We start from the raw sequence: 19,913 nt of genomic DNA, 5'->3' as shown, positions 1-19,913 counted from the left end.
AAAGGCTGAATATGAAAGAACATATTAAAAGAGTGGACAGAATTCTTAAATATAAGGGTTCAATACTTGATATATATACAGATGTTATAGAGACTCCCGACGGACATAGGGCAGAATGGGATTATATTGACCACAGAGGAGCGGCAGCTGTTGTTCCGGTGTTAGATGATGGACGTCTTCTCATGGTAAGACAGTACAGAGACGCACTTGACAGAGAGACGATTGAGATTCCTGCAGGTGGTCTTAATGGCTGGGATGAGCCGACAATTAATGCGGCGGCAAGAGAACTTGAAGAAGAGACCGGATATAGGTCAGATAATCTTACCAAGCTTGTATCAGTTGTTACTGCGGTTGCGTTCTGCAATGAAGTGGTAGATGTATATCTTGCAACAGATCTTATAAAAACAAATCAGCATCTTGATGAAGATGAATTCATAGATGTAGAAAAATACACACTGGATGAACTTAAAGACATGATATTTGCAGGAACGATACAGGATTCCAAGACAATTTCAGCAGTTCTTGCTTATGATGCCTTACTTAACCGTAAAAAGAATAATTAAGACAAAGTCTTCATATATTGATTCAAAGTACATTTTGATGGATATATATGAAGGCTTTTTTATTGTGGGTAATTAAGAATGTAAGATTTGCCGCATTAATTATTGCGGGAATTATACTTGGTACATCCTTTATAAAAATGTGGCGCTATGGTGATGTGTTTTCAACTGAATATCTGATTGCATACATTAATTCTAATGTTGCATATGCAGATGTATGGCAGGAGGTGCTATCTTACAGATTAAGGAAGTTCATAACATTGGCAGTATTCATGATTACCCCATTCAGAAAACTGTATGTATACTGGCTGTGTCTGTATAACGGATTCTGTCTTGGAATATGTATGTCAAAGGCTGTTATGTATCACGGTGCAGGGGGAGTAGTTATGGTTCTGGTGTGGCTGTTTCCACATTATCTGTTATATATAATGACCGTTCTCCTTATGTGTCATTATTTTCTAAACAGAATTGACACTTTAAGAAGAACGGTCATTATTGTGAGTATGTCATTGTTACTTACATTAATCGGAACATTTGCAGAAAGCTACATTAATCCCGACATAATGAAAATGTTTTTAAGCAAGGTCTGCAATATCGTATAAAAGCTTTTCAGACTCAGCCCATCCGAGGCATGCGTCTGTGATTGATTTTCCATAAACACCGTCGCCAACCTTCTGGTTACCCGGCTCAATATAACTTTCAATCATAACACCCTTAACAAGTTTCTTAACATCAGCAGAGTGATGGCAGCTGTGAAGAACTTCCTTGACAATACGGATCTGCTCAAGATACTGCTTACCTGAATTGCTGTGGTTAGCATCTACAATAACAGCAGGATTCTCAAGATCTCTTGCAGCATACATGTTATAAAGTCTTATCAAATCTTCATAGTGATAGTTAGGAATGGTCTGGCCGTGTTTATTTACGGCACCTCTTAATATTGTATGTGTAAGAGGATTTCCAGGTGTATTAACTTCCCAGTTTCTGTATATAAATGTCTGCTTAGACTGGGCAGCAACTACAGAATTTAACATAACTGAAAAATCTCCACTTGTAGGATTCTTCATTCCGGCTGGAACATCAATTCCTGAACATACAAGTCTGTGCTGCTGGTTTTCAACTGATCTTGCACCAACGGCAACATATGAAAGGACATCTGAAAGATACCAGTAGTTTTCAGGATAAAGCATTTCATCAGCAGGACTAAGATGCGTCTCTTTCATTACATCAATATGCATTTTTCTGATTGCAATAAGACCGGCAAGAAGGTCAGGCTTTTTTTCAGGGTCTGGCTGGTGAAGCATTCCTTTGTAACCTACGCCTGTCGTTCTTGGTTTGTTAGTGTAAACTCTTGGAATAATAATAACTTTGTCTTTAATCTTCTCCTGAACCTTAACAAGTCTTGATGTGTAATCAAGGACAGCAGTTTCATTATCTGCTGAGCAAGGTCCGATAATAACAAGAAGTTTGTCTGATTTGCCGGTGATAACATCAGCAATTTCAGCATCTCTTTCAGCTTTTAATACTTTTATTTCTTCTGGTACAGGGTACTGTTCTTTGATTTCAGTAGGTGTAGGAAGCTTTGTGACGAACTCGAAACTCATATAATTTTCTCCTTAAAAATGTATATTCAATTAATTACATTTGCATAAAACACACAATGTATATGTGATTATAACATTTGTTTTTAAAAATGCAAAATAATAATACAGAAAGTATTCTTTGTGGTACAATATATTAAAGATTGTCGGGAGGCGTGGCTATGAATGTTAACAGAATTATATGGATAGTTTTGGATAGTGTTGGAATTGGTGAGGCCAGGGATGCAGCTAAGTTCGGTGATGAAGGTGCAGATACATTGGGACATACTGCAGGGGCTAATGGAGGTCTTAATATTCCTAATATGGTAAAGCTTGGAATTGGCAATATTGACGGCTCACATAACCTTGAACGTTGTGATAATCCCATTGGGTGTTTTGGAAAACTTGCAGAAATATCTGCCGGAAAAGATACAACAATTGGACACTGGGAGATGGCAGGAATATATTCTCCTGATCCGTTTCCTGTGTATCCTGATGGATTTCCAGACTGTATTATTGATGAATTCATTAAAAAGACAGGAATTCCAGGAATACTTTGCAATAAGCCGGCTTCAGGAACACAGATAATTGCTGAACTTGGTGATGAACATGTTGCGACAGGAAAACCAATTGTATATACATCTGGCGATTCGGTTTTTCAGATTGCATGCCACGAAGATGTTATTCCTATTGAGAAACTTTATGAAATGTGTGAAACAGCAAGACACATTCTTACAGGAAAGAATGCTGTAGCAAGAGTTATTGCAAGACCTTTTGTCGGGGAGAATGGCAATTACAAGAGAACATCTAACAGAAGAGATTTCTCACTAAAGCCAAGTGAAGATAATATATTATGCCGAGTCCGTGATAAGGGGCTGGATGTTATCGGCGTCGGTAAGATTCATGATATATTTGCCGGAGTTGGACTTACAGAGTCTAAGCACACTAACGACAATCAGGATGGAATGGATGTAACACTTGATTACATGAAGCAGGATAATAAAGGAATTATATATACTAATCTGGTTGAGTTTGATTCAACATGGGGACATAGAAGAGATTATAAAGGGTATGCCAGAGGTCTTGAAGAATTTGATGAAAGGCTTTTACAGGTGTTAGACACTATGAAAGACACAGATATGCTTGTTATTACGGCTGACCACGGTTGTGACCCAACCTATAAGGGAACTGACCATACAAGGGAATATGTTCCACTGCTTGTATATGGAAAATGCTTAAAACATGGCGTTAATCTTGGAACAGGTGACACTTATGCTGATATAGCACAGACACTGGCTGAGATTTTTGGCACAGAACCGGTTAATATAGGAAAGAGTTTTCTTAATAAGATTATGTAGGAGGTCTGCATTATGAGAATGGTCGATATTATAGAGAAGAAAAGAGATGGTGGAAAGCTTACTAAAGAAGAGATAGAGTTCTTTGTTAATGGCTATGTCAGGGGGGATATACCTGATTATCAGGCTTCTGCACTTCTTATGGCAATATATTTCAGAAATATGGATTATGATGAGACTCTTAACCTGACGCTTGCAATGGAAAACAGCGGAGACAAGCTGGATTTGTCGGATATTAATGGAATTAAAGTAGACAAGCACAGTACAGGTGGTGTTGGAGATAAGACTTCGCTTGTTCTTGCACCTATGGTTGCAGCACTTGGCGGCAAAGTTGCAAAGATGAGTGGAAGAGGACTTGGACATACAGGAGGCACGATTGATAAACTGGAAAGTATTCCGGGATTTAACACTTCTCTGTCTGAGGAAGCATTTGTTAAGCAGGTTAATGATATAGGAATTGCAATAACAGGGCAGACAGGTAATCTTGCACCTGCAGATAAGAAGATATATGCACTAAGGGATGTTACAGCAACGGTCGAGAATATTTCGCTTATTGCAAGCAGTATTATGAGCAAGAAGCTGGCTTCTGGTGCTGATGCGATTGTTCTTGATGTCAAGACCGGAAGCGGCGCATTTATGAAAAATGAGGCTGATGCCGTAAGTCTTGCTAAGGAGATGGTTCGTATTGGAAAAGGCGCAGGCAGAAATGTAACAGCACTTATTACTGATATGGACCAGCCGTTAGGATATGCAGTTGGAAATGCACTTGAAGTTATCGAGGCTATCAATACTTTAAAAGGTGAAGGACCAGAGGATTTAACTAAGCTTGTCATTAATCTTGGAACATATATGGTGCTTGCTGCAAGAGATGACCTTGATAAAGAAACCGTAAGAAAAGAATTGGAGAGAGTAATAAGTGACGGAAGTGCTTTGGACAAGATGGCAGAGTTCGTTAAAGCCCAGGGTGGAGACCCTGACGCAGTATATAACACAGATAAGTTAAAGGTATCTGATACAATAACAGAGGTGTGTGCAGATAGCGATGGATACATCCAGTCAATCCAGTCTGAGCTATAGGAAAATCTTCAATGATTCTTGGAGGCGGAAGGGCAGCCAAGGATGATGTGATTGATTTATCAGTTGGAGTTGTGCTTTCTAAGAAAATAGGCGACAAAGTCAGCAAAGGTGATGTGATTGCAAGAATTTACTGTGATAATGCAGAAAAGACTAAAGAAGCAGAAACAATGATTAAGGATGCGTATACATTTTCGCGAGAATTTGTCGAAAAAAATGTACTTATTAAGGGAATAGTTGGTTAATAGTTGTAAATAATTGGATTTTGTGGTATTATAAACACCAAACGGGGCTTTGCCCTAGGTTTGTGAATTGAAAAGGAGAGTTACGATGGAAGTAAGACAGGGTGCTAACGCAAGAGATGTAAAGGGTTATGATACAGAAAGACTGAGAAATGATTTTCTTATCCAGAATCTTTTCCCAGCTGATGATTTTAAGCTTGTTTACAGCCAGATTGATCGTATTATCGTAGGCGGATGTATGCCGGTTAATAAGGAACTTACACTTGAGGCAGGTTCTGAGCTTAAGGCAGCATATTTCCTTGAGAGACGTGAGATGGGTATCTTTAATGTAGGTGGCAACGGTTCAGTTATCGTTGATGGTACAGAATATAAGTTTAAATATAGAGATGGTCTTTATATTGGTATGGGCTCTAAGGAGATTAAGTTCAAGAGCGAGGATTCTTCTAAGCCAGCTAAGTTCTACTTTAACTCAACACCAGCACATAAGACATATCCTACTGTATTCATTGATCCAGAAAAGGATATCAAGGATGAGTTCAAGCTTCAGCTTGGTTCTGTAGAAGGATGCAATAAGCGTCTTAACAGAAAGTATATTTTACCAGGTCAGGTTGAGACATGCCAGTTAGAGATGGGTATCACAACTCTTGAGCCAGGAAGCGTATGGAATACAATGCCATGTCATACACATGACAGACGAATGGAAGTTTATTTCTACTTCGAGATTCCAGAAGAAGATATTGTTGTTCACTATATGGGTGAGCCAACAGAGACTCGTCATATCATCATGAGAAGTGAAGAAGCAGTTATTTCACCAAGCTGGTCAATTCATTCAGCATCAGCTACACATGCATATGCATTTATCTGGGGAATGGCTGGAGAAAACCAGGATTTCGATGATATGGACTGGGTAGACATGAAGGATTTAAAGTAATCCGTCAGTACATATTTTACTAAGGAATGTAACCTGTAGAGGTTTCATTTATAAATTATTAATTGGAAAAGGAGAATTAAAATGTCAGTTAATTTTTCACTTGAAGGTAAGATTGCATTTGTAACTGGTGCATCATATGGTATCGGCTTCGCTATCGCTAGTGGTATGGCTAAGGCTGGTGCAAAAATCGTTTTCAACGATATTAAGCAGGAATTAGTAGATAAGGGATTAGCAGCTTATAAGGAAGCTGGTATCGACGCTCACGGATATGTTTGCGACGTTACTAACGAAGAAGCTGTTAACGCTACTGTAGAGAAGATCACAAAGGAAGTTGGACCAATCGATATCCTCGTAAACAACGCTGGTATCATTAAGAGAATTCCTATGTGCGAGATGACAGCTGCTGAGTTCAGACAGGTTATCGACGTAGATCTTAACGCACCATTTATCGTATCAAAGGCAGTAATTCCTTCAATGATCGAAAGAGGACATGGTAAGATCATCAACATCTGCTCAATGATGTCAGAATTAGGCCGTGAGACAGTATCAGCTTACGCTGCTGCTAAGGGTGGTCTTAAGATGCTTACAAGAAATATTTGTTCTGAGTATGGTAAGTACAATATCCAGTGTAATGGTATTGGACCTGGTTACATCGAGACACCTCAGACAGCTCCATTAAGAGAGAGACAGCCAGATGGATCAAGACATCCATTCGACTCATTCATCGTTGCAAAGACACCAGCAGAGAGATGGTTAAAGCCAGAAGAATTAGCTGGTCCAGCTGTATTCCTTGCTTCAGAAGCATCAGATGCAGTTAACGGACATATCCTCTATGTAGATGGTGGTATCCTTGCATACATCGGCAAGCAGCCACAGTAATCGCGAACATAGATTAGCGGTGCAGATAACAATAAAGGGCTTGAGACAAGTCTACTTGTGCTCAAGCCCTTTTTGTTATCTATAGCGCGTGTGGACTGACTTGCGGTCAGGACACGACACTGCGCGAAAGTAGTGGGACGCACCTGTCCCGTCCACCAATTCCCAGCCGCAAGAGCGAAGCGAGTTGCAGCGACCGTTCCAGCACAGAGAAATTCCATTGTATATGTGGAGTTATAATCCACCTGATAAACAACCTGAAACCCTTATAAAACAAAACTTGTAATTATGACAATTAATGATAAAATCAAGTAAAAGGGGGATATGCACATGTCAATATTTAAAAAGAACACAACCAAGAAAGAGATAGAAACATCACTCAATGAAATCCAGATTAATCTTGAGAATAATTATAAGGATTTAGCAATTAAGGCGTTCAAAGAATCATCAGAGCTAGTTGAACGGTATCATAATGAGTCTTTGATTGATGAGAAAGCGTATGGTAAATATAAAGGACAGCTTGCTGTATTTGCAAAGAGAATGGAAGGCTACAGTCACAGACTGAATGTGAAATATTAAAAAGTATTTTTAATTGGGTTTGCATTGATGTGTTTTGTTGCTATTGCAGGTTGTAAGACAAAACCGCCAAAGGTTGCACATCCATATGTGCAGGAGTATGTGGCTGGCAGAGAGCATGGCAATGTAAAAGTACAGGATTTTCTTAATCATGGAGAAGAATTTGCAATTGGGGCAGATGAAAATGGAAAAGCGGTATTTAAAGACCCTCAGAAAGCATTTGAGGCGTTAGTAAGGGATTATTCAGATGGTATTAATCTGATTAGGGATGAGTACAAGCTTGGACCAATCACTCCAAGAAATTTTTATGATTATATGACATATGGCTGGCAGGTTAATACTGGCACAGAAGAAAGCAAGAATCAGGCTGCTTTTGTGACTCGGGTTTTAGATATATATGAGAATAGTTATGATTTTGATAAATAGAATATGTTTTAATATAATAACCGCACCGCGTTTGACGGTGCGGTTATTCGTTAATCCACAACCCTTATAGTACTAATCACAGGCTGTTTACTCTTATCTGTAATCACACCATTCTGATTAGTGTCAGTGCAGTCTTTACATATCTTATCGACAATGTCCATGCCGCTCGTGACAGTTCCGAAAGCTGCGTATTGTCCGTCAAGGCTTGGAGTGTCCTTTTGCATAATGAAAAACTGAGAACTTGCAGAATTATTAGCAGAAGAGCGTGCCATAGATATAGTGCCTCTTATATGGCTTATATTATTCTGGACGCCATTTGACTTGAATTCACCCTTGATTTTCTCAGAAGAGCCACCAGTTCCGTCACCATTAGGGTCTCCACCCTGAATCATAAATCCATCAATTACGCGATGAAAAGTCAGACCGTTATAAAATCCTGAATTGGCAAGATTAATAAAATTAGTAACAGTAATTGGGGCAGTATCTGCATCAAGTTCTACCTCAATAGTTCCATAGTTACTAACATCGATACATATGTGATGCTTTCCTGACATAAGATCAGCTTGATTTTCTGTGGCGGAATTGTTGGTATTATTGTTGCCACAGCCAGTTAATAATACTCCCAGACATAAGATTAATCCGCATAAAACGGCAAAAAAACGTTTCATATATAGTCCTCCATGTGATTAAATTATGATATTCTATAGCATTATACCACCTTTTTGATAATTTTTTTGTCGAATTTAATAAAACAGTAGAATTTAATAAATGTTTAGTGTATAATATCATAGATAAAAATTAAATTATAACAATATGAATGGAGAGAAGATGAGTAAGGTAAAAGATAACACAGTAGATGATGAAATTGATATAATGGGGTTACTGCAAGCCATTCTTTACAGATGGTGGATTGTACTTATCGCTGCAATTACCGGCTTCGCTATTGCTCTTGCAACAACAGTTTTTTTGATTACACCTAAGTATTCAGCAACATCCATGATATACATGAGGGGAAGTGGTAATACAATTGCATCTTTAGCGGATTTACAGATTGGTTCAGAGCTTACCAATGATTATCAGATAATTTTCACAAGTAGAACATTACTTACAAAGACTATCAAAGAATTAAATCTTGATATGAGTTATGGACAGTTGAAGTCAATGATATCAATCAGCAATCCATCAGACACACGTATTTTACAGGTTACAGTTACATGTGATGATCCTGATCTTGCATGCTCACTTACTAACAGCATTGTTACTAATGGTATGCAGGCTGCAGAAGAGATTGACTCTAAAGAGCCATATGTGATTGACAGAGCTATTGTACAGAATAATCCGGTTAGTCCTAATCTTACTAAGAATGTAGCTATCGGAGCATTAGTTGGAGCACTTTTAAGTGCAATATTTATAGCTGTAAGATATATGCTGAATGATTCATTACAGTCAACAGCTGATATTGAGAAATATCTTGAACTTCCTGTATTATGCTCTATACCAGAGAATAAGAACTGTGTATATGAACTTGAGACAAGAACCTCTAAGAAGAAACGGAGATAGCAATGTTGAATAATAACGTAACTGAAAAGAAAACTAAAGATAATATAGTTGAATTACATATTAAAGATCCTGGATTCTCAGTAACAGAAGCGTTCAATACACTTCGTACTAATATAATGTTTTCAGGAGAGAATATTAAGACTGTTATGGTAACAAGTACTAATCCTGCTGAAGGAAAAAGTTTTGTTGCAATGCAGCTTGCTAAAAGTTTTGCTGATATTAATAAGAAAGTAGTATACATTGATTGTGACTTAAGAAAGTCAGTAACTCTTTCAAGATATAAAATCAGAGGTAAACGTGTTGGTCTTACAGAGTACATAACAGGTCAGAAGTCGCAGCTTATATATGAAACTAACATTCCTAATTTAGCTGTTATATTAAGTGGTCATGTTGTACCTAACCCAATTGAACTTATGGAGTCTAAGAAATTTGATGACTTACTTTCTGTATTAAGAGAAAGATTTGATTATGTAATAATTGATTCACCACCAGTTGGAAGTGTTGTTGATGCATGTGTAATCGCACCTAAGGTTGATGGTACTGTTATGGTAGTCAGATCAGATGCAGTTGGAAGAAGTCATGCAATTCAGGCTAAGAAACAGCTTGAGAAGAGCAAAGGTAGAATTTTGGGTGTAGCACTTAACGGAGTAGGAACTCATAAGGGTTCATACTATTATAAGAATGATGCTTCTTATTATGGAGAATACTACAATGAAGAACAGTCAGAAGAGAAACCAAAAGACAAGTAAATACATTAAGATAGCAGTGTTATGTGTATCTTTCATAGTTATTATATGTATGATGTTTTTTATATATAATGATATGAAGGATAAGAAACATCATACAGTTTATGATTCTGCAGATAATAAAGAGTATTCATCAATTGAAGTTGATGGAAAGGACTATAATTATAATACAGGATTGATTAATATTTTATTTATTGGTTTCGATTCATCTGCTGACATAGAATCGCTGGAAGCAAAGAACAGTAATACGGGAGAGAACGGCAGAGCGGACAGCATATATGTTCTTTCATTAGACAGGCGAAACAAGACAATGCAGATACTTGCATTGTCGAGGGATACAATGACTGATATAGAAGTCACTGATGCATCTGGTCAGGTAGTCGGATGGGGAAAAGACCATCTGGCGTTCGCATATTCATATGGTGATGGTAAAGATAAAAGCTGCCGCCTTATGTCTGATGCAGTATCTAATCTTGTTAATAACATTCCTATAGTATATTATTGTGCAGCTAATATTAATTCGCTTGGAACACTTATTAATATAGTAGGGAGTGTTGAAGTTCAGGTTCCTAATGATGACTTGAAACAATTTGGACCTGAATATGAAAAAGGACAGACACTTATTGTTGATGAATCTAATATAGAAAGATTTGTACGATTCAGAGATATCGGAACAGATTTTTCTAATGAAGGAAGAATGGAGCGACAGAAAGTTTTTCTTGAAGCTTATATGAATAAGTTCAAGCAGCTTGCCAAAGATGAAGCAACAATTGTTAAGACAACCAAAATGCTTAGTACACTTGTTACTAACATTTCAGTTGGTGAATTGAATGATTTTATTTCTTTATATGCTGAATCAAGTTTTGATATAAATTCAGATTATTATAAGCCTTCTGGTGAAAATAAGACAGGACAGGCTCATGATGAATTTTACATTGATGAGAAAGCTTTTCAGAAGTTGATTCTGAAGATGTTCTATATGGACTCTTCATTATCATAAATTTTATGCGGATTTGTCATACGCATAAACTATAAATGAGAAAAGGAGGAAATATAAAATGACAAAGAAATTATTATCGGCTGCTATTACTGCAGTTGCTGCTATAACATTAATGACAGCTACTGTATTTGCAGCACCTAGTGTTAGTGATACACAGGAAGTTATATCAAGTGATAGTACATCAGAAGTTACTGTTAATGGTAAGACTGTTACAGTTAACGATGCTGTAACATCAGGAGATATTAAGCTTGTGTTCTCTAGTGCAACAGAAGCAGAACTTAATAAGGTAGGTGTACAGAGTAGCACTATTAATGATATCTTATCTATTAATGGTGGAGATTTAGATAAGCTTACTTCAGTTCTTAACAGTGCTGTTGCTAAAACTGCTGATGCAAAGATAGACACTAAGTCATTATCACTTCTTGCTAATATCAGGGATTTATCTTACAAGACTAATTCTGGTGAAATCGTAAAGGATGCTAAGAATGTATCTGTTACATGGAAAGCACCTCTTACATCTGGTATGACTGTTGATAATGTCAGAGTCCTTCACTTCAGTTGTGTATCTAATCAGTGGGAACTTATTAAGCCAAATGCTGTTGATTCTTCAGCAGGAACCATTACAGCATTCTTTTCAGATCTTTCTCCAGTAGCTATTGTTTATGTTAATGACAATAATGCAGGAAGCGGATCTACAGAGAATAATGGCTCAGTTCAGACAGGTGATGCAAGTCATGTTGCTGTTTACACAGCTATATTAGCTGGCGCAGCACTTGCTGTATTAGTTTGTATTGGAAAGAGAAAAAGAGCTAATTAGTTTCTTTTTGTAAGGGCAGATTTATCTTAGGATAATCTGCTCTTATTTTTTTGCGATTTTTAATCATAAACTTTTAATATCAAAATATATATGCTATAATATTTATATAAAACTATGAAAGGTGAATAATTGAACAATGAGACTTGAAGTAAAAAATCTTACTAAATCATTTGGTGAGAAAGAAGTCCTTCATGGAATTTCATTTAATGTTGAGGGTGGTAAAGCTTTAGGACTTCTTGGTCGTAATGGTGCAGGTAAGACAACAACTATAAGAATTATTATGGATGTATTTCATGCTAACTCAGGAGAAGTTATTCTTGATGGTATGAAATTTAATCCTAAGGAACATCTGATAGGATATCTGCCAGAAGAGAGAGGATTGTATCCTAAGAAAAAGGTAGCAGAGCAGCTATATATCTTGGAAGATTAAGAGGTCTGTCTAAAGCAGAAGCTAAGAAGAATACTGACAAATGGCTTGCAAGGCTTCATGTATCACAGTATGCAGATGTAAAGCTGGAAACTCTTAGCAAAGGTAACCAGCAAAAGGTACAGCTTGCATCAACACTTGTATGTGAACCGGAGATTGTTATATTAGATGAGCCGTTCAGCGGACTTGACCCGGTTAATTCCAAGATATTACAGGATGTTGTAACTGAACTTATAGAAGAGGGCAGAATAGTAATATTCTCAAGCCATCAGATGAGCTATGTTGAAGAATTTTGTGAAGAGATTGCAATAATTAATAATGGAGAGATTTCACTGTCAGGTAATCTTGCAGATATCAAAGCTGAATATGGTAAGAACCAGCTTATAATATCGGCAGTTGGAATGGAAGCAGATGAACTGGCTGAGAAACTTCTGGGTGAATGTACAGATATATTAGCTGTAACTGGAATACATAAAGATTGCGTAATCGTAAAGAACATACATGAACTTTCAAGAAATGAGCTTCTTCAATCTGTTATGCGAATAGGTGTTGAAATATCAGCTTTTGACAGCTACAGACCGTCGCTTAATGATATATTTGTTAAAGCTGTAGGAGGTGACAGATAATGAAGAAATTCGGAGTTATATTCCAGTACGAGATAATGAATTATCTTAAAAATAAAAGTTTTATGATTTCTACAATCGTTATAGCTGTTCTTGCTGCAGTGATATTGTTTCTTCCAAGCATATTTGATATGTCATCAATTCTTGGAATTAACAAAGATGATGCAGATAATATATCATCAGATAATACAGAGATTACAGATGTTATTACAATCTATGATGAGAAAGATATATTTGCAGAAACTGGAATTATTGAAGGTGTATTCACAGATGCTAATATTACATATGTTTCATCAAGGGATGCACTTATAAAGAAAGTTCAAGATGATGAAAATGTTATTGCTGGCTTCGTTATAAAGAATGAAATGGAGTTTGAATATGTTGTTAATAATAGTGATATGTATGACAGCATGACTGCAAGATTCACACATGCAATGCAGCTGCTCAGCCAGTATAATTACTGTAAAGACAATAACCTTGATATGACAGAAATTGAGAAAGCATTTAATCCGGTTATCAGTTCTGAAACAACTGTACTTGGAAAAGACATGATGAGTAATTATTGGTATTGTTATGCACTTATCATTATTGTGTTTATGGTTATTATTCTGTATGGAGTAATGGTTGCGACATCTGTTACGCAGGAAAAATCTAACAGAACAATTGAACTTCTTGTAACAAGTGCCGATACCAATAGTCTTTTCTTCGGAAAAGTACTCGCAGGTACATTTGCAGCAATTGTGCAGGTTGGAATTGTATTTGCTGTAGTGCTTGGAAGTTATAAGATTAACAGAGATTCATGGGGCGGGTTATTTGATAAAATATTTAATATTCCATCAGATGTTCTTATTACATTTGCATTCTTTGGACTTGGTGGATTGTTATTCTATGAATTCATATATGGAGCAATGGGTGCACTTGTGTCTAAAACAGAGGATATCAATAAGAGTGCCGGAAGCGTGCAGTTCGTTATCATGATTGTATATTTCATAGGAATATTCCAGCTCAATAATATAGATGGCGTTCTTATGAAAGTGCTTTCATTCCTGCCTATAAGCTCATATAGTGCAATGTTTGCAAGAGTGGCACTTGGCAGTGTAGGCTTTGTGGAGATAGCTGTATCTTATGTTATTCTTATTGCAAGTATAATAGCAGTAGGAATATTAGGCTCTAAGATATACAGAATGGGAACATTAAGATATGGTAATCCAATTACATTAAGAAATGCATTTAAGAATCTTAAGCATGAGTAAAATAAGGCGGCAAACCGGTAATGGTAAGCCGCCTTTATTAATTAGTTATTAAAATTTAACTTTATAATTTAACTGTTTCGCCGCCTTTTACTTCAATAATAGTGTCGTTATTAACAGCAAGCCATACTGATTTTACAGATGGATTATGTACATATTCATTATCAGAAAAGAATTCAAGTCTGTCAAATAATTCATTGTATTCAACGATTTCTGAATTAGTTGCATACCAGATATCATCACGGTTAGCAATCATCTCGCAGAAATTTTCTATGACTTCCCAGTTGTTATTGCGTTCAAATTCATAGCTATGACCCCATACATACATCATATAAAGATACTGTTTCTTAGTAAGTGCCATGAACTTTTTACCAAAATCAATAAGGTTATGATTGTGATGGCAGGTTGGAACCCATCTCATATAATCATCAGGCATAAAGAAACCGTTCTCATCACCGATAGGGATAGGTCCATCCGCACTGGAAGCGTAATTCTCGGCAGCCTTGGTAGCAGCATATCTGTCGTTGGTTACGCGCGCATATTTGATTCCAACTGACTTTGCAATATCAACGATGCGGCTGTCAAAAGAACCATTAGGATAAGCAAAACCTGTTATTGGGCGATGGAATATTTTTTCTAGATTATTCTTATCTTCAAGAATCTCTCTAATAACAGCATAATCATTGAGCCTTATCATAGTGGGATGTGTAAATGTGTGAACAGCAATATCATGACCAGCATAAAGCTCTGGCCATTCTTCCTGAGGGATTCTTATTGCTGGATCAATAATACCAGTATTAAGATTAAATGTTGCCTTAAGATTATATTTGTTAAAAAGTTTTACAAGACGTCTGTCTTCAATCTTTCCATCATCATAGCTAAATGTAAGAACCTTGAACTTTCCACCTGGGAATACTTTATATATTTTATTCATAATTATTGTCTCCATAGTTAATTGGTTAATAAAATTCAATTTGATATTATATAACACAATTATAGATATGTCATGTGTTTTTAAACAAAAATATGATAAATTATGGAACTATTTATATATTTTTTGAATTTTATTTGAAAATATGACTGCTTGATAATACTTTGTTCAGCTTTTAGATATATACTATCATAAAATATATTATTAATGTACAGATTAATGCTTCCGTATATTTGCTCTGAATTAACAGGAGCTGGAAGAGTTTCAGGCAGATTAATTTCATAAGTAACAGAATCATCACCGCAAGTAAGAAATTCAACATACCTATCAGGAATAAGACGGCAATAATTACGTTTTCCATTGGTAACAGGTACATAGAATACGAATTGATAATTAAAATACCGTTCTTTGTAATATTTTTTGCCGAGTGCTATAAGATAATTAGCATCACTCCATTTGTAATTCTTATTAGGTGGCCAGCCACATGCAAGCAGGGCGATACACAGTGTCCGGTTTTTGTCTTTGTATGCACATACATAACAGTATCCTGCTTTGTTGGTGAAACCTGTTTTACCAGAGATAATTCCTTCATCAGGATTTAAAAGTCTGTTTTTGTTGTTTAGCTGATAATGGTATCTGCCTGTTGTGTCTGAAAATGTTTTAGAAACAGTCTGTGTTATATATAAAAAATCCTGATTATTAATACAATATGCCATGGTTTTTGCAAGGTCATATGCTGTTGTATGATGAAAACTATAATTATCCTCGGCATCAAGACCATTAGGTGTTATGTAATATGTGTCAGATAAGAGAATATCATCCGCTTTTTCATTCATAAGGCCGGTAAATATATGTACAAGTATTTCACTTTGTTCATGGCTAATCTCAGAAAGAAATGAGGAATCGTAATTATAATTAGTGATAAATGGAGTTTCAGACCTTAAAGAAGGATTTTTACATAGTAAGTAATAAGCAGTATTTTCAGCAATTATTACAGCTGAATCATTATGTGATTCAAGCATAAGTGAGTAGTATAGGTCGTTAATTATGAATTGCTCACCAGTTACGGCATTAAGCTGTACATCAGGCATGGAAGCTGCGTAGGCGGAAGTTGTTGCAACAAAATTTATGTCACAGTTTTCCAAAGCAATAATAAGAGTCATGATTTTCGTCGTGCTTGCCATACTGACAGCAGTATTTTCGTTATTACCAAATAGAATCCGTCCGGAATCAGCATCAATAAGGACGGCATATTTTGCATACAAACCTGCTGCATTAGCATTTACGGGGGTTAATATACTGCATATTAAAAACAATATTATTGATATAAATATGGAAAAATATTTTGATGACTTCATAGAAATTTAATAATATATCTTTGTATGATTATATTAAAATGCTTTGATATTATGAGTGATTTAAGGTATTATTTAGATAGATATTTATACGTGGAATAATTGACGCTTAAACTTTGCAAGGAGGAATTATGGCATATATTGAATTTAATGATGTAAAGAAAATATATAAAATGGGTGATGTTAAAATCAGGGCACTTAATGGTGCAAGTTTTCAGATTAATGAAGGAGAATTTGCTGTTGTATTAGGACCTAGTGGTGCAGGAAAGAGTACTATTCTTAACATTCTTGGAGGAATGGATACATGTACTACAGGGGAAATAACTGTAGATGGAAAAAGAATTGACAAGTACAATTCAAGACAGCTTACAGCATACAGAAGATATGATATCGGATTCGTATTCCAGTTCTATAATCTTGTACAGAATCTTACCGTCAGAGAAAATGTTGAACTGGCAACGCAGATATGTAAAGACCCTCTTGATATTGTTAAAACAATAGAAGCTGTGGGATTATCTGACAGAATAAAGAATTTCCCTTCGCAGTTATCAGGTGGTGAACAGCAGAGAGTTGCCATTGCAAGAGCACTTGCAAAGAATCCTAAGATGCTTTTATGCGATGAACCAACAGGTGCACTTGATATTAATACAGGAAAAAACATTCTTAAGCTTTTAAGTGATATGTGTAGGAAGAATGGAATTACTGTTGTCGTTATAACACATAACCAGGCAATTTCAGCAATGGGAGATAAAGTTATTAAGGTAAAGAATGGTATCGTGGACAGTGTTGTTATTAATGACAATCCTGTTTCAGTAGACGAGATAGACTGGTAATACTATGGAGGCTTGCACAATATGGGAAAATCAGTATGGAAAGATCTCTTTCGTGAGATTAAGAGAACATTTGGAAGATTTATAGCTATATTTGCAATTGTTGCTATCGGAGTAGCGTTTTTTGCAGGAGTAACAGCATCTTCTAATGATATGAAGAATTCAACAGATCACTATTATGATGATTATAATATGAGTGATTTAAGACTTTTATCATCAATAGGTTTTAATGAAGATGATATTAATGCAATAAGAGAAGTTCAAGGTGTTAAAGGAATATGTCCTGCGTATTCACAGGATGCAGTTATCAGGAAAGACAGCATAGAGACAGCTGTACATATAATGTCAGTACCCGTTAATACAGACAGAGATAATAAAGATTATATTAACCAGTTACGAATCAAGGAAGGACGGCTTCCTGAAAAGAGCGGTGAATGTGTTGTAAGGTATGAAGACACCAAGGACAACTTTTCTATTGGAGATACAATTAAGCTTTCATCTGGAACACAGGATGATATTAATGACAGTCTTAAAGATTCAGAGTATACAGTTGTAGGAACTGTATACACACCTTACTATGTATCGTATGACCTTGGAACTACTAATGTGGGCAGCGGCAGGATTAATTATCTTATGTATATTACAGAAGATGAATTTATGTCCGATTATTACAATGAGATATTTGCTACTGTAGATGGTGCAAAAGAACTTGATACATATGGAACTGAGTATAAAGACCTCGTTAAAGAAACAGCAGACAGAATAGATGATATTTCGCAGAACAGGATTGACGAAAGAAAAGATGCAATTCTTTCTATGTATGATGAGGCTGTTGTGGAAGCTAAAGAAACTGCTCAAGCTGCAATATACCAGCATGTTGTAGAATCACTTACAGAACAATACAGTAATTATTTTATTGGAATGGATGTTTCTGATATTATTGAGCCATATATTCAGCCAGCATATGAGAAAGCACTTGAATCTTATGATTTCAGCAGCATTGAAGCTCAGGCTAAGGAAGATTTTGAATCTAAATATGGTGACAGCGACGACTGGAAATGGTATGAGCTTACAAGACAGGAACAGTATTCTTTTAAAGATTATGAATCCAGTGCAGACAGGATGAAAGCTATTGCCACAGTTTTTCCAATATTCTTTATAGTTGTATCTGCTCTTGTCTGTCTTACAACAATGACAAGAATGGTAGAAGAGGAAAGGGGACTTATAGGAACATATAAAGCACTAGGATACAGTAAAAAGGTGATTGCATTCAAATATATTGCATATGCATTAATTGCTTCAGTTACTGGAGGAATAGCAGGCTGCATCATAGGTCTTAAACTTTTTCCGCTTGTAATATATGATTCTTGGAATATAATATACCAGCTTCCGCCAATAGTGTACGACAGCCACATTCTTCTTTCAATTATAGCCATTACAAGCATGGTTTTAGTAACGGTTATAGCAGCTCTTTTTTCATGCTACAGTGAGTTAGAAGAAGTTCCATCAGAGCTTATGCGGCCGAAAGCACCTAAGAGTGGTAAGAAAATCCTTCTTGAGCATATTACATTTATATGGAAACACATGTCATTCACAATGAAGGTTACTATGCGTAATCTGTTTCTGTATAAGAAAAGATTTCTTATGACTGTTGTAGGAATTGCAGGATGTACAGCACTTATGACAGCAGGCTTTGGTATTAAGAACAGTATTGAATGTCTTATCCATAACCAGTACGGTGAGCTTATACATTATGACAGCGTTGCCACATTTACAGATGGGGTTACAAAGGAGGAAATAGATAATCTAAAAGATGACATGTCAGCAGACGGACACATTGATAATTTTCTATTAAACTGTGGTTATTCTGATGATGTTAAGAGCAGTGAAGATACAGAAACTGCAGAATATGTCATAGTTGATGATAAGAATGCATTTAAAGATTATGTGACATTAAGAACAAGAAGAAAACATAATGATGTGGTTCTTGGAGATTCAGGTGTTGTTATCACTGAAAAGCTCTCTAAAGATTTAGGGGTAAAGAAAGGTGATAAGATTACAGTAACATCATCCACTGGAAAGCAGACAGAGGCTGTTGTATCAGGTATTACAGAAATGTATGTTAATCATTATATATATATAAGTACAGAGTATTACAATGAACTTTTTGGAAATGTTCCTGATAACAACAGGGTGCTTATAAAGATTAACGGAGATGTAAGCAAAACTGAAAGTTATATGGGAGATGAATACCTTACAAGAGATTATATTAAGGGTGTGAGCTTCCTTAATGCTAATGTCACACGATTTGAAAATATGATACAGTCACTTGACCTGGTAACATGGGTACTTATCATATCAGCAGGTCTGCTTGCATTTGTTGTGTTATATAATCTAACAAATGTTAACATATCGGAGAGAAGAAGAGAAATTGCAACAATTAAGGTTCTTGGTTTCTTTGACCCGGAGGTGGGCATGTATGTGTATCGTGAGAATATATTCCTGACACTAATCGGTGGTGCGTTCGGAATATTCTTCGGAAGACTTCTTCATATATACATAATGCTTACTGTAGAGATGGATGCAATAATGTTTGGATATGCCATTAAGCCAGTATCATATATATATTCATATCTTATAACACTGATTTTCTCAGTTGTAGTTAATCTGGCCATGTATGGAAAGTTAAAGAAACTTCCTATGGTCGAATCTTTAAAGTCAGTAGAATAAAACGGACAGCCCTTTCATATATTG

The 19,913-nt window shown here is 36.1% G+C and carries 20 protein-coding genes and 2 pseudogenes; 18 read left to right on the top strand and 4 right to left on the bottom strand.

The window, feature by feature from the left end; translation table 11 throughout:
- The first annotated feature begins 11 nt into the window (after positions 1–11).
- Complete coding sequence (locus tag DW963_RS00285; RefSeq protein WP_117913407.1) at positions 12–563, top strand: NUDIX hydrolase; 552 nt, start codon at positions 12–14, stop codon at positions 561–563.
- A 47-nt stretch (positions 564–610) separates the two neighbouring features.
- The gene (locus DW963_RS00280) at positions 611–1,162 is read left to right on the top strand and encodes a stage II sporulation protein M (protein ID WP_117913406.1); all 552 of its coding nucleotides are present in this window, start codon (positions 611–613) and stop codon (positions 1,160–1,162) included.
- Here DW963_RS00280 and DW963_RS00275 read toward each other — a convergent pair.
- Positions 1,136–2,164, bottom strand: a complete 1,029-nt coding sequence (locus DW963_RS00275) for a 3-deoxy-7-phosphoheptulonate synthase (RefSeq protein ID WP_117913405.1) — start codon at positions 2,162–2,164, stop codon at positions 1,136–1,138. The two genes, DW963_RS00280 and DW963_RS00275, sit on opposite strands and share 27 nt — an antisense overlap.
- 158 nt (positions 2,165–2,322) lie before the next feature.
- On the opposite strand from DW963_RS00275, the gene DW963_RS00270 reads away from it, so the two are divergent.
- The 6 genes and pseudogenes from DW963_RS00270 (at position 2,323) to DW963_RS00245 (ending at position 7,620) form a co-directional block, all read left to right on the top strand.
- Positions 2,323–3,498 carry a phosphopentomutase gene (locus DW963_RS00270; protein WP_117913404.1) on the top strand — a complete coding sequence of 392 codons (1,176 nt, stop codon included), beginning with the start codon at positions 2,323–2,325 and terminating at the stop codon, positions 3,496–3,498.
- 12 nt (positions 3,499–3,510) lie between these two features.
- A pseudogene (locus DW963_RS00265) lies at positions 3,511–4,814 on the top strand (pyrimidine-nucleoside phosphorylase).
- An 85-nt stretch (positions 4,815–4,899) separates the two neighbouring features.
- Entirely contained in the window at positions 4,900–5,742 is an 843-nt protein-coding gene (gene kduI / locus DW963_RS00260) for a 5-dehydro-4-deoxy-D-glucuronate isomerase (RefSeq protein ID WP_012739346.1), read from the top strand.
- An 81-nt stretch (positions 5,743–5,823) separates the two neighbouring features.
- Complete coding sequence (locus tag DW963_RS00255; protein ID WP_012739345.1) at positions 5,824–6,621, top strand: gluconate 5-dehydrogenase; 798 nt, start codon at positions 5,824–5,826, stop codon at positions 6,619–6,621.
- Positions 6,622–6,948: 327 nt separating this feature from the next.
- Positions 6,949–7,197 carry a hypothetical protein gene (locus tag DW963_RS00250; protein WP_117913403.1) on the top strand — a complete coding sequence of 83 codons (249 nt, stop codon included), beginning with the start codon at positions 6,949–6,951 and terminating at the stop codon, positions 7,195–7,197.
- A gap of 24 nt (positions 7,198–7,221) precedes the next feature.
- Positions 7,222–7,620: a hypothetical protein gene (locus DW963_RS00245; protein WP_199669347.1), complete on the top strand. Its 399-nt coding sequence runs from the start codon at positions 7,222–7,224 to the stop codon at positions 7,618–7,620.
- Between the two features lie 50 nt (positions 7,621–7,670).
- Here DW963_RS00245 and DW963_RS00240 read toward each other — a convergent pair whose 3' ends face one another.
- On the bottom strand, positions 7,671–8,288 hold the full coding sequence (locus DW963_RS00240; protein WP_117913401.1) for a peptidylprolyl isomerase: 618 nt from the start codon (positions 8,286–8,288) through the stop codon (positions 7,671–7,673).
- 160 nt (positions 8,289–8,448) lie between these two features.
- Here DW963_RS00240 and DW963_RS00235 point away from each other — a divergent pair, with 160 nt between their 5' ends.
- The 8 genes and pseudogenes from DW963_RS00235 (at position 8,449) to DW963_RS00210 (ending at position 14,046) form a co-directional block, all read left to right on the top strand.
- Positions 8,449–9,180, top strand: a complete 732-nt coding sequence (locus DW963_RS00235) for a YveK family protein (protein WP_158567475.1) — start codon at positions 8,449–8,451, stop codon at positions 9,178–9,180.
- Between the two features lie 2 nt (positions 9,181–9,182).
- The gene (locus DW963_RS00230) at positions 9,183–9,929 is read left to right on the top strand and encodes a CpsD/CapB family tyrosine-protein kinase (protein ID WP_117913399.1); all 747 of its coding nucleotides are present in this window, start codon (positions 9,183–9,185) and stop codon (positions 9,927–9,929) included.
- The gene (locus DW963_RS00225; protein ID WP_158568598.1) at positions 9,892–10,926 is read left to right on the top strand and encodes an LCP family protein; all 1,035 of its coding nucleotides are present in this window, start codon (positions 9,892–9,894) and stop codon (positions 10,924–10,926) included. Before DW963_RS00230 ends, DW963_RS00225 begins: the two co-directional genes overlap by 38 nt.
- Before the next feature lie 58 nt (positions 10,927–10,984).
- Positions 10,985–11,743, top strand: a complete 759-nt coding sequence (locus DW963_RS00220) for a hypothetical protein (protein WP_117913397.1) — start codon at positions 10,985–10,987, stop codon at positions 11,741–11,743.
- A 136-nt stretch (positions 11,744–11,879) separates the two neighbouring features.
- Positions 11,880–12,173 carry an ATP-binding cassette domain-containing protein gene (locus DW963_RS13480; RefSeq protein WP_286168832.1) on the top strand — a complete coding sequence of 98 codons (294 nt, stop codon included), beginning with the start codon at positions 11,880–11,882 and terminating at the stop codon, positions 12,171–12,173.
- Positions 12,155–12,385: pseudogene (locus DW963_RS14100) on the top strand (ATP-binding cassette domain-containing protein); the annotation flags it as partial. The gene DW963_RS13480 and the pseudogene DW963_RS14100, both read left to right, overlap by 19 nt.
- Positions 12,386–12,442: 57 nt before the next feature.
- Positions 12,443–12,796 carry an ATP-binding protein DrrA1-3 family domain-containing protein gene (locus DW963_RS13470; protein WP_286168831.1) on the top strand — a complete coding sequence of 118 codons (354 nt, stop codon included), beginning with the start codon at positions 12,443–12,445 and terminating at the stop codon, positions 12,794–12,796.
- Entirely contained in the window at positions 12,796–14,046 is a 1,251-nt protein-coding gene (locus DW963_RS00210; protein WP_117913396.1) for an ABC transporter permease, read from the top strand. The genes DW963_RS13470 and DW963_RS00210 overlap by 1 nt, the downstream gene beginning before the upstream one ends.
- A 61-nt stretch (positions 14,047–14,107) precedes the next feature.
- Here DW963_RS00210 and DW963_RS00205 read toward each other — a convergent pair whose 3' ends face one another.
- The gene (locus DW963_RS00205; protein WP_199669346.1) at positions 14,108–14,977 is read right to left on the bottom strand and encodes a polysaccharide deacetylase family protein; all 870 of its coding nucleotides are present in this window, start codon (positions 14,975–14,977) and stop codon (positions 14,108–14,110) included.
- Between the two features lie 80 nt (positions 14,978–15,057).
- Complete coding sequence (locus DW963_RS13205; protein WP_158568597.1) at positions 15,058–16,332, bottom strand: D-alanyl-D-alanine carboxypeptidase family protein; 1,275 nt, start codon at positions 16,330–16,332, stop codon at positions 15,058–15,060.
- 125 nt (positions 16,333–16,457) lie between these two features.
- Here DW963_RS13205 and DW963_RS00195 point away from each other — a divergent pair, with 125 nt between their 5' ends.
- Positions 16,458–17,162, top strand: coding sequence for an ABC transporter ATP-binding protein (locus tag DW963_RS00195; protein WP_117913562.1), 705 nt, complete (start codon positions 16,458–16,460; stop codon positions 17,160–17,162).
- A gap of 21 nt (positions 17,163–17,183) precedes the next feature.
- Complete coding sequence (locus tag DW963_RS00190; protein WP_117913394.1) at positions 17,184–19,889, top strand: ABC transporter permease; 2,706 nt, start codon at positions 17,184–17,186, stop codon at positions 19,887–19,889.
- The last annotated feature ends 24 nt before the right edge of the window (positions 19,890–19,913 follow it).

The organism is Eubacterium sp. AM46-8 (genome assembly GCF_003466705.1).
In the GTDB taxonomy this organism is placed as follows: Bacteria; Bacillota; Clostridia; order Lachnospirales; family Lachnospiraceae; genus Lachnospira.
Note: the sequence above shows the minus strand (reverse complement) of the source record. Positions and strands in the feature narration are given on the sequence as shown.

Excerpts from the sequence above, each read along its gene's own strand:
- DW963_RS00285 (WP_117913407.1), top strand. The coding sequence starts at position 12 with ATGAAAGAACATATTAAAAGAGTGGACAGAATTCTTAAATATAAGGGT.
- DW963_RS00280 (WP_117913406.1), top strand. The coding sequence starts at position 611 with ATGAAGGCTTTTTTATTGTGGGTAATTAAGAATGTAAGATTTGCCGCA.
- DW963_RS00275 (WP_117913405.1), bottom strand. The coding sequence starts at position 2,164 with ATGAGTTTCGAGTTCGTCACAAAGCTTCCTACACCTACTGAAATCAAA.
- DW963_RS00270 (WP_117913404.1), top strand. The coding sequence starts at position 2,323 with ATGAATGTTAACAGAATTATATGGATAGTTTTGGATAGTGTTGGAATT.
- kduI (WP_012739346.1), top strand. The coding sequence starts at position 4,900 with ATGGAAGTAAGACAGGGTGCTAACGCAAGAGATGTAAAGGGTTATGAT.
- DW963_RS00255 (WP_012739345.1), top strand. The coding sequence starts at position 5,824 with ATGTCAGTTAATTTTTCACTTGAAGGTAAGATTGCATTTGTAACTGGT.
- DW963_RS00250 (WP_117913403.1), top strand. The coding sequence starts at position 6,949 with ATGTCAATATTTAAAAAGAACACAACCAAGAAAGAGATAGAAACATCA.
- DW963_RS00240 (WP_117913401.1), bottom strand. The coding sequence starts at position 8,288 with ATGAAACGTTTTTTTGCCGTTTTATGCGGATTAATCTTATGTCTGGGA.
- DW963_RS00235 (WP_158567475.1), top strand. The coding sequence starts at position 8,449 with ATGAGTAAGGTAAAAGATAACACAGTAGATGATGAAATTGATATAATG.
- DW963_RS00230 (WP_117913399.1), top strand. The coding sequence starts at position 9,183 with ATGTTGAATAATAACGTAACTGAAAAGAAAACTAAAGATAATATAGTT.
- DW963_RS00225 (WP_158568598.1), top strand. The coding sequence starts at position 9,892 with ATGAAGAACAGTCAGAAGAGAAACCAAAAGACAAGTAAATACATTAAG.
- DW963_RS00220 (WP_117913397.1), top strand. The coding sequence starts at position 10,985 with ATGACAAAGAAATTATTATCGGCTGCTATTACTGCAGTTGCTGCTATA.
- DW963_RS13480 (WP_286168832.1), top strand. The coding sequence starts at position 11,880 with ATGAGACTTGAAGTAAAAAATCTTACTAAATCATTTGGTGAGAAAGAA.
- DW963_RS13470 (WP_286168831.1), top strand. The coding sequence starts at position 12,443 with ATGAGCTATGTTGAAGAATTTTGTGAAGAGATTGCAATAATTAATAAT.
- DW963_RS00210 (WP_117913396.1), top strand. The coding sequence starts at position 12,796 with ATGAAGAAATTCGGAGTTATATTCCAGTACGAGATAATGAATTATCTT.
- DW963_RS00205 (WP_199669346.1), bottom strand. The coding sequence starts at position 14,977 with ATGAATAAAATATATAAAGTATTCCCAGGTGGAAAGTTCAAGGTTCTT.
- DW963_RS13205 (WP_158568597.1), bottom strand. The coding sequence starts at position 16,332 with ATGAAGTCATCAAAATATTTTTCCATATTTATATCAATAATATTGTTT.
- DW963_RS00190 (WP_117913394.1), top strand. The coding sequence starts at position 17,184 with ATGGGAAAATCAGTATGGAAAGATCTCTTTCGTGAGATTAAGAGAACA.